Below are 15,312 nucleotides of genomic sequence, written 5' to 3' on the forward strand. Positions count from 1 at the left end.
TCCTGAAGTGGAGGTTATCTCTCTCGATCCGTTAAAGCAACGATACCGGGTAGAAATTTCCCTTCTAAAAACTCCAAAGAGGCACCACCGCCAGTTGAGATATGCGTCATCCGATCCGCGACCCCTGCTTGTTGTATCGCCGCAACACAGTCCCCACCGCCGATGATGCTTATCGACTCCGAATCGGCAATCTGCTTTGCGACCGAAATCGTGCCGTGTGCGAACTTCTCAAATTCATAGACACCTAAAGGTCCGTTCCAGACCACAGTTTTTGCTGTCGCGATCTGTCTACCAAAAGCCGATACAGTTTCAGGACCAATATCCAATCCTTGCCAACCCTCTGGGATACCTCGTTTGCCCACAATCTGTGACTCGGTTTCTGGGTCAAAGGCTTTACCCACGACATGATCCACGGGTAGTAGGACGGAATCCGAGAAGTCTTCTCTTTCGACTAACGATTTTGCAACGTCAAGTTTCTCAGTTTCAACAATTGAGTTCCCGACACCGAATCCCATCGCTGATAGAAATGTATATGCCATGCCTCCACCGATAAGAAGTTTATCAACCTTTCCGAGGAGGTTCTCAATCAGTGTGATTTTGTCGGAAATTTTTGCACCACCGAGGATAGCGACATAGGGACGTGCAGGATCTTCAAGAGTGGTGCTGAGGTAATAGATTTCGCGTGCCATCAAAAGCCCGGCAGCACACGGACTCAGATAGTGCGTTACCCCCTCCGTTGAAGCATGGGCACGGTGTGCAGTGCCGAAGGCATCGTTCACATAGACATCTGCGAATGAAGCAAGTTGTGCTGCGAATGCCGTGTCGTTCGCGGTTTCCTCGGCATAGAATCGGACGTTCTCAAGGAGCAGAATTTCTCCGTTACGCATTGATGCAACGGCAGTTTGGACCGACTCACCGATGCAATCGTTGACATGTGCGACACGCGTACCGAGTTTTCGGCTGAGAGCTACAGCAATTGGTTCAGTCGAGAGCGTCTCTCGGTCAACTGCCGAACCCATCTCGGGTCTGCCTAAATGTGTCACAAGGATAATTTTGGCATCGGCATTGATGAGTGCTAACAGTGTCGGCAAAGCAGCAGTGATACGGGTTTCATCTGCAATCTTTCCATCTTTCATTGGAACATTGAAGTCCACCCGGACGAGAACGCGTTTCCCACTAACGTCTATGTTCTTTAATTCAAGTTTTTCCATATCATTTTTATGCAGCGTTCGCCGCCTCTACTGCCAATTGCGCCGCTTCAGAGAGACCTTCCGATTGTAGAACGTTCAAATCCGACTCAGCAATGATCTGTTTTCCGAGCTCCACGTTTGTCCCCTCCAACCGAACCACAAGCGGGACATTGAGTTCAACCTGCTTTGCGGCTTCAACGATGCCGTTTGCGATTGTATCGCATTTCATGATACCGCCAAAAATGTTTACGAGAACAGCCTTCACGTTTTCGTCTGCAAGGATGAGACGGAAAGCGTGGGCAACTGCCTCTACAGATGCGCCCCCACCAACATCAAGGAAGTTTGCCGGTTCACCGCCGTTCTGTTTGATGATGTCCATTGTTGCCATAGCGAGTCCTGCGCCGTTCACCATGCAACCGATATCGCCATCAAGACGGATGTAACTTAAACCCGATTCGCTTGCTTCTAATTCACTCGGATCTTCTTCGTGCGGATCACGCATCTCAGCTATATCGGGATGTCGCCAGAGTGAATTATCATCAAGGTTTACCTTAGAATCGAGTGCGATAATGTCTAATTCGTCATCCGTTTTTACAATTGCCAAGGGATTAATCTCTACCAACGAACAGTCGCACTCAGTAAACGCATTGTAAAGCGACACAATCAATTGGGTGGCGTTTGGGATAACAGAACGGTAGTTTATATTGGTGATGAGTTTGTATGCGAACTCCCGCGCTTGGAACTCAGTTAATCCGAAAGCTGGATGAACCTCCGCTCTAATAATTTTTTCAGGGGTTTGCGCTGCCACTTCCTCGATGTTAACACCCCCCTCTTCGCTTCCGATTAAGGTGAGTCGGGAAGTTTCTCGATCGAGCAATATGGCGAGGTAGAACTCTTTCTCTATTTCTGCAGCCTCGGCAATTAGGACTTTACGAACGAGTTTTCCTTCGGGACCGGTCTGGGGTGTTACCAACTGCATTCCGAGAATAGCATCTGCGCGCTGTTTAACTTCGTCGGGTGAGTCTGCGAGTTTAACCCCGCCGCCCTTCCCGCGACCACCAGCATGTATTTGTGCCTTAATAACGTATTTTGGGCAATTGAGCTCCCGTGCGATTGCTTCGGCTTCCTCTCGCGTTTCGGCAACCTGACCCGGTAGCGTATTGACACCATAGGATTCTAAGATTTGTCTGGCTTGGTATTCGTGGATGTTCATCTTTTTTATAGTTTTTCCTTAAACTCCTTTGGCACTTGTGATTACTGGTGTATTCTGTTCACGTATTTCGGACTCACGTATCTACAAATTATACTATACCTGAGAGAAAATTGCAAGTTTTTCAGGTTGGTTCATATCACTGTCATAGCACTTTCGGCACGTGGACACAAATTTTCACTATCCCTTTTCATCTCAGGCAACTCCATATAAACAACCATAGGAGGTGGAAACGATGTTTATGCGGAAATTCAAAACCGGTCTTCGGTTTATTGGGACATTTCTTGTGAGGGTTCTACTCGGAATCGTAGCAGGTTACGTATGGCTAACAGGATTGGATTTTATCGGTCGCGCCACAGTGGGTAGGCTCTCCGACCGCTACATGGATAGTCGCTATGACGGATTGCGGGATACAGTGTTCCATGACATTATAGTTCCTGTCGGGTGGTATGGTGCTTGGGTATTGATAGGCATCGCCATTATTTGGGGTTTTTCTCAAGGAAAGTTAGATATTCAAAGATGGTTAAGAAAACGGCATGCTTAAAAAAATGATATTGTGTTCTGTAAGAAAATGTAGTTCTGCCCCACGGAACTACAAAACACAATCTTCTTTCAGAACGAATTCGCTGTCTTCAAGGCAATTGAGAAGAGTCTGGATAGGTTCCTGAAAGACTGGATGGACAAGATCCGGTGCAATCTCTGCTAACGGGACCAGTACGAAACTACGGAGATGCATCTCTGGGTGTGGCACGACGAGTTCCTCTGTTTGGACGCACACATCTCCATAGATTAATATATCCAAGTCGATTTCCCTTGGTCCCCAACGCATGCGGTGTTTTCTACCAATAGCGGTCTCAATGTCTTTTAAAGTGTGTAGCAAAGAGAGAGGAGAAAGGGAGGTTTGGATAGCGACAACCCCGTTCAGGAACTGTGCCTGTTCCTCATATCCGACTGGATCGGTTGTGTAAATGGAGGAAATCTTCTTTAAGGTGATTCCTTCCGTTTTTGATAGAGCATGGATGGCGTTTTGGATATGTGCCAGACGGTCACCGATGTTGCTTCCGAAGCCGATGTAGGCTGCGTACATAGAATCTCCGAAGCACGTCCAAACGGACGGACACTACTAATCTGAAAATCTGCGAATAGCGATTGAGGTATTGTGTCCACCGAAACCGAACGCGTTGGAGAGGACGACCTTGATCGTTGCATCGCGACTTTCGTTTGGAACATAGTCCAAGTCGCAATCTTCGTCCGGCATATCGTAGTTGATCGTTGGAGGTAGGAAGCCTTTTTCCATCCCACCTAAGCAGGCGATGAGTTCTACGGCTCCCGCAGCACCGAGCAGATGACCGATCATGGATTTGGTAGAACTAACAGGAATTCTGTATGCGTGTTCACCGAAGAGGGTTTTAATGGCGTTCGTTTCGGCAATATCGCCAATGGGTGTCGAGGTGCCGTGAGCATTGATATAATCGACAGCATCGAGTGGCAATTCCGCATCTCGGAGTGCAAATTCCATCGCCTTTGCCGCGCCTTCACCATTCTCAGGCGGACTTACCATATCGTGGGCATCTGATGTCATTCCATAGCCGATTATCTCAGCGTAGATATACGCACCGCGCTTTTTGGCGTGTGATAGCGATTCGAGAATTAGGACACCCGCACCATCCCCCATGACAAAGCCGTCCCGATCCTTCGTAAACGGGCGCGAGGCGCGTTCAGGTTCATGATTTCGAGCGGACATGGCGCGCATCGAACAGAACCCAGCGAACGCTAAGGGTGTAATCGCCGATTCTGTGCCACCCGTAAACATCACGTCTGCTTCACCCCGTTGAATGATACGGAACGAATCACCGATAGAATGGTTCGCACTTGCGCAGGCAGTGACGGACGTAGCATTAGGACCTTTGAGGTTAAAATGGATTGAGAGCTGCCCTGCCGCCATGTTAATAATCATATAGGGGACAAGGAATGGACTCACGCGTTTCGCTCCCCTTTCAGCGAGGATTTTAGCGTTATCTTCGAGGACACCGATGCCGCCAATCCCTGAACCCATTTGGACCCCCGCACGGTAAGGGTCAACTTCGTCAAGTTCCAACCCGGCATCTTTGTGTGCCATAATTGCAGCAGCAAGCGCGTACTGAATAAACAGCGGCAACCTTGATGCAGCACGGCGGTCCATATATTGTTCCGCTTGGAAATTCTTGACCTCTCCGGCGATTTGGGTGCGATACTCGGAAGCATCAAAATAGGTTAAAGGTCCGATTCCGTTTTTACCGATAGCAAGCGCATCCCAATATTCTTCTTTCGTATTGCCAATGGCATTGACAACACCGATTCCTGTAATAACTACACGCTCCACGAGACCGATCCTTTTTTATTGAATAGTTATGGGTTCGCCTGCTACGCAGGCTTTCAGTCATCGGTTATCAGTTAAAAGAGGGCGTTATTAAACGAGAACCTCTTAACTGATAACTGATAACTAAAATCTACACGTGTTCGTCTAAGTAACTCAGGGCATCTTGAACAGTCTGGATTTTCTCCGCATCACTGTCTGGGATTTCGATATCGAATTCCTCTTCAAGTGCCATGACCAGCTCAACAGTATCAAGTGAGTCAGCCCCCAGGTCTTCCATAAAGGAGGCGTCTGGAGTGACATTATCTTCTTCAACACCGAGTTGTTTTGCGATAATTTCGATGAGGCGTTCTTGGTTTGTTGCCATAAGCGTTTCTCTGATCTGTTCTTAAAAACCTATGTTTTTCTAAAGAAATCCATAGAATTCTTAAAGGGCTCCTAATCCCCTGTTACGACACCCGTCAGTGTCTAAGCCTGCCCACACCCAACGCAATCTGCCACGTAGCAGAAGATGTAAGCGACTTGCATACCTCAAGGTACACGAGGTATGGACGAACCGTCAAAGTTAGTGCCGAAACACTAACGTCTTATTTCTCTGTCTCCCATTGTCGTTATAATTTTCTATACCGCTTCGACGTTGCGGGTGGTGCGGGTTGCGTGGTTTATAGCAAAGTCGTGGTTCTGTGACTTCACTCACTACAACACTTCGCCCAAAGACAAACCTGTTTTTTAGGGTTTCCACAGATTTGTCAAGACTTATTCAGGATTAGAGGTCCTTAGGACATCTTCCTCTAAATTATGGCTGTCGGCAGTCAACCATCGGCTGTTGGCAAGAAAACCTCTTGGTTTTCGAGAGCCGAGAACCGAAAGCCGATGAATTACATCACCATGCCACCGTCAACCTGAAGCGTTTGGCCGGTGATATAGCGTGCAGCATCCGATGCCAAAAAACAGACAGCATCTGCCACATCTTCTGGGTGCCCAAACGCCCGTAACGGAATCAACTCAAGCAGTTGCTGCTGACTCTGTTCGGGTATTTGTGCCGTCATATCTGTCGTGATAAAGCCGGGAGCAATAGCATTGACCGTGATACCGCGGGCACCGACCTCTTTCGCGGTAGCCTTCGTCAAACCTATAATGCCAGCTTTCGCAGCGGCATAACTCGCTTGTCCTGCGTTTCCCACGAGTCCGATAACTGACGAAATGTTAATAATTCGTCCACTTTTCTGACGTATCATAGGACGGAGAACTGCCCGGGTGCAGTACATGGTCCCGGTCAAATTTGTCTGTAATACAGCGTTCCAGTCCTCATCTTTAAGGCGCATGAGCAACATATCACGGGTAATCCCAGCATTGTTCACAAGAATATCGATTTGTGAAAATTGCGAAATCGACTTTTCAATAAGAGTGTCAACATCCGCCTTTTCGGAGATGTCAGCAGCCATTGAGAACGCGGTATAGCCCTTTCCCTGCAGCGTATCAGCGATCTGTCCGACTGCTTCAGCGGAACGAGAGCAAAGCACGACATTTGCACCGGCTTTGCAGAGACCACGTGCAATCGCTGCTCCGATGCCTCGCGACGCACCTGTAACGATTGCGGTTTTACCACTCAGCACATCTGCTTTAAAGGCACTTTGTTCTTCGGAGGTCACGTCATCACGATCACCGTGATGGTGTGCCTCCGCAGTTGTTTCACTCATTTTTTATTTACCACTTCCATGTTCATCTGTTAGCAGAGATAACGTTTCAATATCTTCAACGTTCACAGCACTACTTTCTGGCAAGGTCCGCTTCACCAAACCGGACAAAACTTTGCTGGGTCCAACCTCTACAAAATGCGTAATGCCGGTTTTCTCAAGAGTCTGCAGTGTTTTTTCCCATTGGACGGGTCGTGTTATCTGTTGAAATAGAAGATGTCTAATATCATCTGCATCTGCGGCGAACTCGCCCGTTACATTCATCACAATATCGGCTTGCGGGGACTGCATTGTCACCGATTCGAGTGGTGATGCGAATTTCTGTTGCGCGGGTGCCATGAGTGGCGAATGAAACGCCCCACTGACCGGCAACGGACGACACCGCCTCGCACCAATTTCGGCTTTTGCAAGTTCGAGGACGTGGTTGACTGCTTCGACTTCTCCAGAGATTACCAGTTGTCCAGGGCAGTTGTAATTGGCGATGTTCACAACACCTTCAGCCATGTCACAAAGTTCTTGCAGCCGCTCCGTTTCCATTCCGAGGATCGCCGCCATCGTGCCCTGCTGTGTCCTCCCAGCTTCCGCCATGAAACTCGCTCGTGCGTGTACCAAGCGCAGCGCATCTTCAAAGCCGATCACCCCTGCCGCCACGAGTGCGGAATACTCTCCCAAACTGTGTCCAGCGACCGCTCTCGGCACGATACCGCATTCCTTTAGAACTTGCAACGTTGCCACGCTACAGGTTAGAATCGCCAGTTGTGTGTTTTCAGTCTGCTTTAAGTCTGCTTCTGGTCCCTCAAAACAGAGTTGTCGCAACTCCCGTCCGAGGACTGCATCTGCCTCCTGAAAAACAGCATCGGCGGCTGGGTAAGTCTGTGCCAGTTCTGCACCCATGCCTACCTGTTGTGAACCTTGTCCCGGAAAAATGAATGCCAAATAGTTATCAGTCATCAGTTATCAGTTGTCGATAGAAGAGAGGTAGATTGCATAAAAACCATTGTGTAGGACCTATACAAATCTCACAAATCTGATAAAATGTATTGAAATCTATACAAATCTAAAAGAAGTGTTTGACTTGCCTCTCAACGAGGTCTGACACGGACTCCACAGGCGTTTTACGCCTCCTCGCAACTCGTGGCGACGGTATTAAGGTTAGAAAAATCTAAACTACGTCACTACGTTTATTGTGGTGGGGCGGGGTAGAATGTACCCCTAAGGTTTTCCCACCGACGTAGTCCACTCATTATACTATATCTTTCACCAGAAGCCAAATAAAATATCTATAGATTTATGTAAATGTGACTATATATGTAAATGTGACTATATTTGTATAGATTTTTGGCTACTGCAACTTACCCCTTTAACTGACTACCGAAGACTAAAAACTGAAAACTATAATTGTAGGAGCGTGCTTCCCCATGTCAAACCTGCGCCAAAAGTCACAAACAGAAGTAGATCGCCTGGCTTCGCGCGGCCTTCACGAATTGCCTCATCTAATGCGATGATTATTGTTGCTGCGGAGGTATTGCCGTATTTATCAACGTTGATATAGACTTTCTCTCGCGGCATGCCGAGTCTGTCGCCAACTGCCTCAATGATGCGTAGATTCGCTTGATGTGGGATTAACAAATCAACATCCTCAATGCTAACGTTTGCCTGACGGAGCACACGTTGCGCAGCCTCCGGCATAAGGCGAACACCCAATTTGAAGACTTCTCGTCCGTTCATCTGAAGTTTGTCTAACTTCTGGTCGATGGCTTCTTGAGTGACCGGCATCCTGGAACCACCCGCAGGAATACCGAGGAGGTCAATATCGGCGTAATCTCCATCCGATCCGATATAAGATGCGAGGATACCTTTCGGTTCATCTGTAGCTTGAACAACAGCGGCACCTGCTCCATCTCCAAAGAGAACGCATGTACCTCTATCGTTCCAATCAACAATTTTGTTAAAAATTTCGCCACCGATGACAAGAATCGTGTTGTATCGTCCGGATCTAATCATGCCATCAGCCAAATCCAGCCCGTAAAGGAAGCCAGCGCACGCAGCAGATACATCCATTGCGGCAGCGTTTTTTGCACCGATACCCTTCTGAACATAGCACGCTGTTGAGGGAAAAAACCGATCAGGTGTCACAGTCGCGACGAGAATCATCTCAATATCAAGAGGATCAATATGCGCGTTTTTGATAGCCCATCGTGCCGCATGTACACAAAGATCAGAGGTTGCTACATCGTCTTCAGCGATGCGTCTCTCAGCGATCCCTGTCCGTTGGAGAATCCATTCATCGCTGGTATTAACCATTTTCTCAAGGTCAAAATTAGTAACAACCCGGTCAGGGAGGTAGGATCCTGTCCCTGTGATAGTTGCATGTCGAAGTTGCGTCATTTTTTTATTATTCCTTGCGGTTCGGTCAGGTGGATTCGGTGGTTAACGTTAATCGACGTATATCTGAAGAAAAACCCCACGGAATGCCACATGTACAAATGTAATACGAGGAATGGATTTCGTCTATCCCCAGACTAAATCTCGTGTTGATTCGCAAAAATCCCTCTGCTTCGCTTACGGGCTACAATTACCGATAAAACCGCACCCTCTAACAGATGATACTACAAGTTTCCGTCACAACATCACCAAGAACCTGCGCGTAATGGAATGGAGCGCAGCCGAGGAGCCGATAAATTAAAAACCTTTATCTATGCTTCATCCGCAGATTTTAATACGGGGCGTCCATTGTAATGCCCACATTCCGAACAGACTCGGTGAGAGATAATCGTCTCCCCGCAGTATGAACAGACACTCGTGGATTTATCGTGGAGCGCGTTATGGCTCCGCCGCATTCTTTTTTTCGATTTTGACGTTCTCCGTTTTGGATGCGCCATGGTTTATCTCCTTTGTTTCACAAAATCACGATTCGAGAATCACGCTTATAATTCAAGTATTTATTTTGATTTCAACCGTTTTTCAGTATTTTTGAGAGAACCGACTTCAGAAAACGCGCTTGCAAGTTGCGCACTCAGGGAATTAGAAGCGGGGACTGATGTCTCATCCGTTATTTCACAAGAACACTCCATCGTGTTGAGATCCGTTCCACATTCTGGGCATAAACCTTTGCACGCTTCGGAACAAAGCGACCATGTCGGCACTTCAAGAATAAGTGCCCGCCGGACATCTTCTGAAATATCTAAAGTTTCCCCGTCATAGTATCGTTCATCATCTTCATCCGATTCTGACGATACATTACCAATCGTAAACAACAAGTCAAGTGTTGTTGTTATGTCCATCTCAAAGGGGTTGATACAGCGTCGACACTCCACCAAAATAGTCGTATCAACCTCGGTCGTCACATAGATATTGTCGCCACCTTGACGAAAGAGCTTGACGCTGCATGACAACGGCTTAATAAATTTTGTTTCCTCGTAAGTCAAACCGAGGGACTCGGACAGGACAAGTGCCTCGTATTCTTTGAAGTTCTCGTGTCGAAGGTCTCTCACATTGAACGCTAAAGTATCTTTTACGCCGTCCTTCATATTCAATTTTACCTCAAGAACCTGTTAGACCCTGTCTTCAAATTTACTTTGTGCGATGATCAAACAGCAAAGGTGAGTGAGACGCGTTTGCGGTTCTATATTTTAAATCTCAATAAACTTAAAAATCGACTTCTTCCTCGATTCTAATAAGCTGTGCTTCGTCCTTTACGTCTTCAAGTGTGTAAATCTGCGCGAGCGCGGCTTTCATATTCTTCTCTTGTGCCTTGTGTGTCAACATAACCAGTGACACAGTCTCCATACCGTGCGGATCCTTTTGGATGACAGAGGCGATGCTAATCTGCCAGTTCCCTAAAATCGTCCCGATTTTTGCGAGAACACCGGGTCGGTCAGCAACCACAAAACGAATGTAATACCGCGTCTCAATATCGTCAATAGGACATACACCAACTTCCGCCTGTGACCCTGCAAGCCATGCGCGTGAAATCGGAGTGCTTACGCCTTGCTGCACAGATTTCGCGGCATCAATGATGTCAGCGACAACAGCACTCGCCGTTGGCATCTCGCCAGCACCCTGTCCATAAAAGAGGGTCGGACCGACCGCATCACCGATAACACAAACTGCGTTGAATGCACCACCAACGTTCGCCAACAAACTCCGCTCTGGCACGAGTGTCGGATGCACACGTGCTTCCACACGATTTCCGTCGGCGAGTTTCGCGATTGCGAGGAGCTTAATAACGTAGCCGAGTTCGCGAGCATATTGAATCTCTTTCTGAGTGATGCTTGTAATACCTTCAACATGGAATTGCGATAGTGAAATATTACTCCGATAGGCGAGAGCAATCAGGAGAATGAGTTTTTGTGCGGCGTCAATTCCTTCAACGTCAAGGGTTGGATCGGCTTCAGCGTATCCCATGTCCTGCGCGACTTTGAGCACATCCGAAAAATCGACAGCACGCTCATGCATTTCGGTCAAAATGTAGTTACACGTCCCGTTCACAATACCGTAAAGGGAGTGGATCTGGTTGCCAGCGAAACTCTCTTGTAGGGTTTTGATGATCGGAATGCCGCCTGCCGTGCTTGCCTCAAAATTGAGACTGACTTGGTATTCTGAAGCCAGTTGGAACAACTCACCCCCATGCTCTGCAAGAAGGGCTTTGTTTGCTGTGACGACGTGTTTACCATTTTGGATCGCGCGTCTAATAAGGGAGTGTGCTGTTGTGACACCGCCGATAAGTTCAACAACAATATCAATATCTGGATTGTCAACAACTTCCGCGGGGTCAGTTGTTAAACAATCCACAGGAAGTTCAACGCCTTGCCGCGTCGCAGGTAACGTCCGTTTTACTATTTTTTTTAGGCATAATTCGGCGCCACTATTCTTGGCGATGAGAGAATTCTGATTCATCAGGATTTTGGAAACGCCTGTGCCGACAGTCCCCCACCCTAAAATGCCAACATTAATACACGACTTGTCCACTACTGCAAATCCCTCCTTTCTTTGTTATTTATCGCGCGATACACCACTTATAAAACGATATTATATATTGAGAGATCGGGGCGACTGGATTCGAACCAGCGACCTCTTGAACCCCATTCAAGCGCGCTTCCGGGCTGCGCCACGCCCCGCAATTATAGCATCAAATCTTAATTGTATCACAAGTCACGGTATAATGTCAAAAAAAATTGAGCGTTGTCCGAGATTCGCATCTGTATGCGACACATCAATTGATTCCTTATTATAGAACTGAAAAGGTCTTCCATTCGACTACCTGAGTTATGGTATTCAATTAATCCGCTCTCAATTTTTCGTTTAAAATATAAGGCAAGATCTCCGTATATCACTGTGATGATAGAATCAATACGAAGACTTGCCCTCCATTAGATTAAAAACGCAATACGTTTAGGCAAAACCCATTTCTTTGAGATTTCTGAGACTGATGCCCAAACTTTCAAACGGATCGCGCTCGTAGCAGGTGTCCTGTTCGATAATATACCATTCAACCTCTGCATAAATACAAGCGTTGAGAACAGCATCCCAATTAAGATTGCCTTCACCGATTTCCGCGAAGCGTTGTGTAGAACCTTGCATCGCCATATCCTTGAGATGGATGATGTCGGCGCGTCCTTTTAACTGGCGAATCCACGCGGCTGGGTCGCCACCACCGTGCTGAATCCAGTAGGTATCCAGTTCACTCTTGAAGTAATTCGGATTGCTTTCCGCATACAGAATCTCTAACCCAGTGCGCCCGTTATGGCGTTCCAATTCAAAACTGTGGTTATGATAGGAAAAAGTCAAGCCTCCTTCAGCAAGGCGAGCTGCGACTTCCGATGCCTCTCTCGCAAATCTGGCATATCCTTCTGCGGTTCGGTATTCGCCGGGAAGTCCGCCGATCGCGGCATGTTTGCAGCCCCACAATTGATGTTCATCAATAACAGATTGTGGTTCGTCCCGCATCCGTTCGTAACTTGTATGTGTCGCGATGATGCTGATCCCCTCACCATCAACGATGTTTTTCAGTGTGGCAGGTTCAATGGGACCAAGTGCGGAACATTGCACCGCCTCGTATCCGAGCTGACGCACCTTTTTTATCGTTTCGACGATGTCGGCTTCAGTTTTGGTAAATTCCCGAACAGTGTAAAGTTGTGCTGCGATCTGCTTCGCAGACAGTGATGAATGCCCTTGGGCGTTTTGTGTTGCCATAATTTCTCCTTCTATCTGACATATTCTATTTCTGGTAGTATACCAAAAAGGAACTTGACCGTCAAATTAATGCTAAAAACTCACAACCGATACCTTAAAAAACATTTGCAGATAAAAAACAGTTTTGATAAACTTTTATATATCATGAATTCTTTTTTCTTCGGCGGTAACAAACCAGGCTCCTTTCGGCTTTTCCGCCTACTCCTTCATTTCCCAAATTTTGTCAAACTGGCATGGCGACTGTTTGTCGATGAACGTGTCCCTGTCCATCGGAAAGCGATTCTCATCCTTGCCGAATTATTGGCAGTTGTGTTCGCTGTCGCCTATTTGGTGAATCCGCTTGATTTCGATTTTATCCCTATCTTTGGTAGGGTTGACGATCTTCTCATTGGGGCGTTTGTGATTCTTGTGCCGAGTGCGTGGCTGTTTATTCGGCTATGTCCTGAACCTATCGTTCGTGAACATGTAGAACGGATTTCACATGGGAAATGAATAGGACTTGCTCGACACACCCTATTTTTCCAACACATCACATTTTTTCCTAACTTTTTTGCAACTTTATTATCTAATAGGTGTGTCTTTAGGACGTAGCACACAAAATGAAAAATAATGGTTCGGACCGCCTCCAGGATCGGACCTAACACTCAATTATATAGGAGGTTTTACATTATGTTCAGACTCAGCACTGCCCTGCGTAACCCTGTACGGGTAATTTTGGTTTTAGCAGTCCTTATTGTCGCCGCGGGAGTTATCATTGACAGGGATACAAACGAGTTCACCCTACAAACTGCCGTCGGGCAAACGAACGATACACTTCAAACGTCAGAAGATTTCCAGCACTTGGAACGCGCAAATCGAGCATTTATTGATTTAGTGGCACGGACGCGTCCTGCTGTTGTTCAAATTACAACAAAAACACAACGGAGAATCATAACTTCGGAAAGACAAGAAATATCTCCCGAACAAGAAGAGCAATTTAGAGACTTTTTTGGAGATGAATTCTTCAGACGCTTTTTTCCAGAACAAGAAGGAGAACAGCGCGAACAACAAGCACCTCGCCAACGTATACTCCCGAATTCGCCCCCTGTTAGGGGTATTGGCTCTGGGGTGATTGTCAGTGACGATGGCTATATCCTTACCAATAACCATGTCATTGAAGGAAGCGATGAAATTACCATTACCTTGTCAAACGGAAAAGAATATACAGCCGAGTTAGTCGGTCGCGATGCCGCTGGAACTGAAGTCAGTGGCACCGATTTGGCACTGCTCAAAATTGACGCGGACGGGCTTCCAACCCTTCCATTTGGTGATTCAGATCAGCTCGAGGTTGGTGAATGGGTGATTGCCATCGGAACGCCACTTAATTTTTCTCAAACCGTGACACGAGGAATCGTGAGTGCGAAAGGCCGACCTGGGCATCGCAGCGGTATTCAATACGGTAATTTTATCCAAACGGATGCGCCGATCAATCGAGGAAACAGCGGCGGTGCTTTGATCAACATTCGCGGCGAATTGGTAGGAATTAATACCGCGATTATCACCGGTGGTCTTTCCACAGGAAATATCGGCATTGGCTTCGCCGTTCCGAGTAAAATGGCACAACAAGTCTTACCGCAACTTATTAAACACGGCAAAGTTGAGCGCGGTTGGCTCGGTATCAGCATGAGAAATGTCGATCCGGATTTGGCAGAAAAGTTGAACTTTGATACACCTCGTGGTGCTTTTGTGCGTGGCGTTAGCAAAGGGAGTCCTGCAGATAAAGGTGGAATCCAACGCTCAGATGTTATCGTTGAATTTAATGGCGAAACAATTCGAGATAGTAATGATCTGATGCATGTTGTAGGAGCAACAGAGGTCGGCAAATCTGTTGAAGTCATAGTGATCCGAGGAGACAATAAAGAAAAACGGTTGACCGTCAAACTGGGCAAACGGACTGAAGAGGCTATCGCTAAACTCAACGCTCAGTTGTATGAAACCGAAGTTAATCGGGCAGAAGTTGAAGAGTTACATCAAAAACTTGATGAAAATGAAGCGTTTGCTGGACTTCAGGTTCAGAAGTTGACCCCCGCGATTGCCGAGCGTTACGGATACGCGCCAGATGAAAAAGGGGTCGTCGTCACACAGGTTGACAGCGGAAGCACTGCCGAGAAAAAAGGTATCGTCGCCGGATCTCTCATTCAAGAAATGGAATGGACATCGATTGACGATCTTGCGTCCTATTCCCGTCTTGTGGAACAACTTACAAACGAAAATAAAACGCAGGTGCTTCTCTATGTTAAGTCGCCAAATGGACAGGGTGGGGCGTATGTGACAATCAAAGTTCCCACATCAGACGATACATCAGACAGATAATTCACGCGGTGAACCCACACTCTTGTGGGTGCACGGATTTAACGCTTGACGGATAGTTGTCATTCTGGTATACTCCCTGAAAACAACTATCCTTTCTTATATCAAGGGAATTGTCGGTTTTGGAATCCCAATCCTTTAGGTTCGGGAGGAAAAACCGCCCTCTTGGAAAGGACCAAAGCGTTCATCGTTCATTTTTTCCTTGACACTTGGTCCGAAATTGTGGTATAATGAGCGTATCAGGTTGGAAACCGACAGTGTTTAGCATTACCGCTTGGTAATGTGTCTGCCTCCCACTCAACAGGGGATAAATAC

15 protein-coding genes and 1 tRNA gene are annotated in these 15,312 nt (G+C 47.1%); 3 read left to right on the forward strand and 13 right to left on the reverse strand.

All coding sequences use genetic code 11. The features are described 5' to 3' along the window. Positions 1–14 precede the first annotated feature (14 nt). Together J4G07_04390 and sucC are read right to left on the reverse strand one after the other, a co-directional pair. Positions 15–1,211 (reverse strand): phosphoglycerate kinase, encoded by a 1,197-nt coding sequence (locus tag J4G07_04390; GenBank protein MCE2413218.1) that lies wholly within the window; start codon positions 1,209–1,211, stop codon positions 15–17. Between the two features lie 7 nt (positions 1,212–1,218). Next, positions 1,219–2,403: an ADP-forming succinate--CoA ligase subunit beta gene (gene sucC, locus J4G07_04395; GenBank protein MCE2413219.1), complete on the reverse strand. Its 1,185-nt coding sequence runs from the start codon at positions 2,401–2,403 to the stop codon at positions 1,219–1,221. A 232-nt stretch (positions 2,404–2,635) separates the two neighbouring features. Here sucC and J4G07_04400 point away from each other — a divergent pair, with 232 nt between their 5' ends. Then, positions 2,636–2,944 carry a hypothetical protein gene (locus J4G07_04400; protein MCE2413220.1) on the forward strand — a complete coding sequence of 103 codons (309 nt, stop codon included), beginning with the start codon at positions 2,636–2,638 and terminating at the stop codon, positions 2,942–2,944. 48 nt (positions 2,945–2,992) lie between these two features. Here the strand turns inward: J4G07_04400 and folK are convergent, their stop codons facing one another. From folK to J4G07_04455, 11 genes are all read right to left on the reverse strand, one after another. Beyond that, positions 2,993–3,487 (reverse strand): 2-amino-4-hydroxy-6-hydroxymethyldihydropteridine diphosphokinase, encoded by a 495-nt coding sequence (gene folK, locus J4G07_04405; protein ID MCE2413221.1) that lies wholly within the window; start codon positions 3,485–3,487, stop codon positions 2,993–2,995. A gap of 36 nt (positions 3,488–3,523) precedes the next feature. Next, positions 3,524–4,762: a beta-ketoacyl-ACP synthase II gene (gene fabF, locus J4G07_04410; GenBank protein MCE2413222.1), complete on the reverse strand. Its 1,239-nt coding sequence runs from the start codon at positions 4,760–4,762 to the stop codon at positions 3,524–3,526. Between the two features lie 127 nt (positions 4,763–4,889). Next, entirely contained in the window at positions 4,890–5,123 is a 234-nt protein-coding gene (gene acpP / locus J4G07_04415; GenBank protein MCE2413223.1) for an acyl carrier protein, read from the reverse strand. Between the two features lie 511 nt (positions 5,124–5,634). Then, positions 5,635–6,372: a 3-oxoacyl-ACP reductase FabG gene (gene fabG / locus J4G07_04420; protein MCE2413224.1), complete on the reverse strand. Its 738-nt coding sequence runs from the start codon at positions 6,370–6,372 to the stop codon at positions 5,635–5,637. A gap of 87 nt (positions 6,373–6,459) precedes the next feature. Next, positions 6,460–7,404 carry an ACP S-malonyltransferase gene (fabD, locus tag J4G07_04425; GenBank protein ID MCE2413225.1) on the reverse strand — a complete coding sequence of 315 codons (945 nt, stop codon included), beginning with the start codon at positions 7,402–7,404 and terminating at the stop codon, positions 6,460–6,462. A gap of 441 nt (positions 7,405–7,845) precedes the next feature. After that, positions 7,846–8,841 (reverse strand): ketoacyl-ACP synthase III, encoded by a 996-nt coding sequence (locus J4G07_04430; protein MCE2413226.1) that lies wholly within the window; start codon positions 8,839–8,841, stop codon positions 7,846–7,848. Positions 8,842–9,149: 308 nt separating this feature from the next. Then, complete coding sequence (gene rpmF, locus J4G07_04435) at positions 9,150–9,335, reverse strand: 50S ribosomal protein L32 (GenBank protein MCE2413227.1); 186 nt, start codon at positions 9,333–9,335, stop codon at positions 9,150–9,152. Between the two features lie 60 nt (positions 9,336–9,395). Then, positions 9,396–9,983 (reverse strand): DUF177 domain-containing protein, encoded by a 588-nt coding sequence (locus J4G07_04440; protein MCE2413228.1) that lies wholly within the window; start codon positions 9,981–9,983, stop codon positions 9,396–9,398. Positions 9,984–10,101: 118 nt separating this feature from the next. Next, positions 10,102–11,424: a homoserine dehydrogenase gene (locus J4G07_04445; protein ID MCE2413229.1), complete on the reverse strand. Its 1,323-nt coding sequence runs from the start codon at positions 11,422–11,424 to the stop codon at positions 10,102–10,104. Positions 11,425–11,499: 75 nt separating this feature from the next. Beyond that, positions 11,500–11,573, reverse strand: a tRNA-Pro gene (locus J4G07_04450). A gap of 274 nt (positions 11,574–11,847) precedes the next feature. Continuing rightward, on the reverse strand, positions 11,848–12,648 hold the full coding sequence (locus J4G07_04455) for a sugar phosphate isomerase/epimerase (protein ID MCE2413230.1): 801 nt from the start codon (positions 12,646–12,648) through the stop codon (positions 11,848–11,850). 144 nt (positions 12,649–12,792) lie between these two features. Here J4G07_04455 and J4G07_04460 point away from each other — a divergent pair, with 144 nt between their 5' ends. Continuing rightward, positions 12,793–13,140: a DUF1232 domain-containing protein gene (locus tag J4G07_04460; protein MCE2413231.1), complete on the forward strand. Its 348-nt coding sequence runs from the start codon at positions 12,793–12,795 to the stop codon at positions 13,138–13,140. A 177-nt stretch (positions 13,141–13,317) separates the two neighbouring features. Next, positions 13,318–15,000, forward strand: coding sequence for a Do family serine endopeptidase (locus J4G07_04465; GenBank protein MCE2413232.1), 1,683 nt, complete (start codon positions 13,318–13,320; stop codon positions 14,998–15,000). Positions 15,001–15,312: the final 312 nt, after the last annotated feature.

Source organism: Candidatus Poribacteria bacterium (assembly GCA_021295715.1).
GTDB lineage: Bacteria > Poribacteria > WGA-4E > WGA-4E > WGA-3G > WGA-3G.